The 1,428-nt window shown below is 70.6% G+C and carries 1 protein-coding gene and 1 pseudogene; both read right to left on the reverse strand.

Annotation, left to right across the window (positions count from 1 at the left end):
• Positions 1-982 (reverse strand): AMP-binding protein (locus tag AC1D1G_RS45175; RefSeq protein WP_477956935.1); only part of this gene is annotated, 982 nt, incomplete at its 3' end.
• 132 nt (positions 983-1,114) lie between these two features.
• Positions 1,115-1,428: pseudogene (locus AC1D1G_RS45180) on the reverse strand (hypothetical protein); the annotation flags it as partial.

Raw genomic sequence — 1,428 nt, forward strand, 5'->3', positions numbered from 1 at the left:
GGGTCACCTCGGCCATCCCGTACGCGGTCAGGAACGCGCCCGCCGGGAAGCCGTACGGTGCGAGCCGGTCGGTGACGGCGTCGAGGGTGCGTGGCCGGATGGGTTCGGCCCCGTTCAGCGCGACCCGCACCGAGGAGAGATCCAGCCCGGCCAGTTGGTCGTCGGAGATCCGGCGGGCGACGAGGTCGTACGCGAAGTTCGGGCCGAGGGTCATGTCGGCGCGGTACCGGTCGATCAGCTGCAGCCATCGCACCGGGCGCTTGAGAAAGGCCATCGGCGACATGAACACGAGATTGCCGCCGACGTAGAGCGGCAGCAGCAGCATCCCGATCAGCCCCATGTCGTGGAAGTGCGGGAGCCAGCCGGCGCCGGTCACCGTGTCGTCCGCACCGTTGGCGAGGGTCATGGCCGCGGCGTTGTGCAGCAGGTTCCCGTGGGTCACCATCACGCCCTTCGGCTCGCTGGTGGAACCGGAGGTGTACTGGAGGAACGCCAGGGTGTCGCCGTGCAGGTCCGGGAGCCGCCAGTTGTCGGGATCACCCGGTTCGGTGGTGTCGGTGGCGGCGACGGAGACCGTGGCGGCGAGCCCGGCGTCGCGGATCCAGGTGTCGAGCGGCTCGGCGACCGCGGCGGTGGTGAGGACGAGGCGCACGTCGGCGTCATCGAACATCGTGGCGACGCGCTGCATGCTGCGCGCGTCGTGCGGGACGGGCGCGGGGACGGCGACCACCCCGGCGTAGAGGCACCCGAGAAACGCGCGGAGGAAGTCGATTCCGTCGACGTACAGCAGCATCACCGGATGTTCGACCTCGGGCCGGGTCGACAGCCACACCGCCAGTGCGCGGGCGTCGCGATCCAGGTCGCGGTRGGTCACTTCCTCGGCGACGAGTTCCCGGCCGATCTCACGGTGGTAGGTGTAAGACCGGTCGTCGCCGTAGACGGCGACCTGGGCGCGGACGTGGGACACGAAATCGGTAGGCACGAAACTTTTCTCCCTCGATGCGGACGAGTACGACTCTCGTCCGCGTCGAGGAGGGATCCCACCACCCCGAGGGCTGGTTCTGCGCACCCCTGGGGTGACGGTCCTGCACCGGTGGATGCCGCCGGGAACGGCTTACGTGATGAGGGCGCGTCCCGTCCCGCACACCGCGATCGCCCAGAGCACGCTGGTGAACGTGCCGATGATGAATTGTTCCGACGCGTGTGGTTCGCGCAGTTCGGGGTAGCGGGCCAGTCCCTTGACCGCCAGGACGACGGCGATGCCCTCCGGCCAGGCCGCGAGGATCGCCACCGCGACGGCGGCACGCTCGAGGAGTCCGATGATCCGTCCTCCGCGCAGCGGCCCGGCGTCCGGCCGCGGGTCGGAACCGGCGTCGGGCTGGCGGCGCGCGATCCGGAACGCGGCGAGCACGAGGGGCGCCCCGCCGG

It is taken from the genome of Rhodococcus sp. P3_B8 (assembly GCF_056402775.1).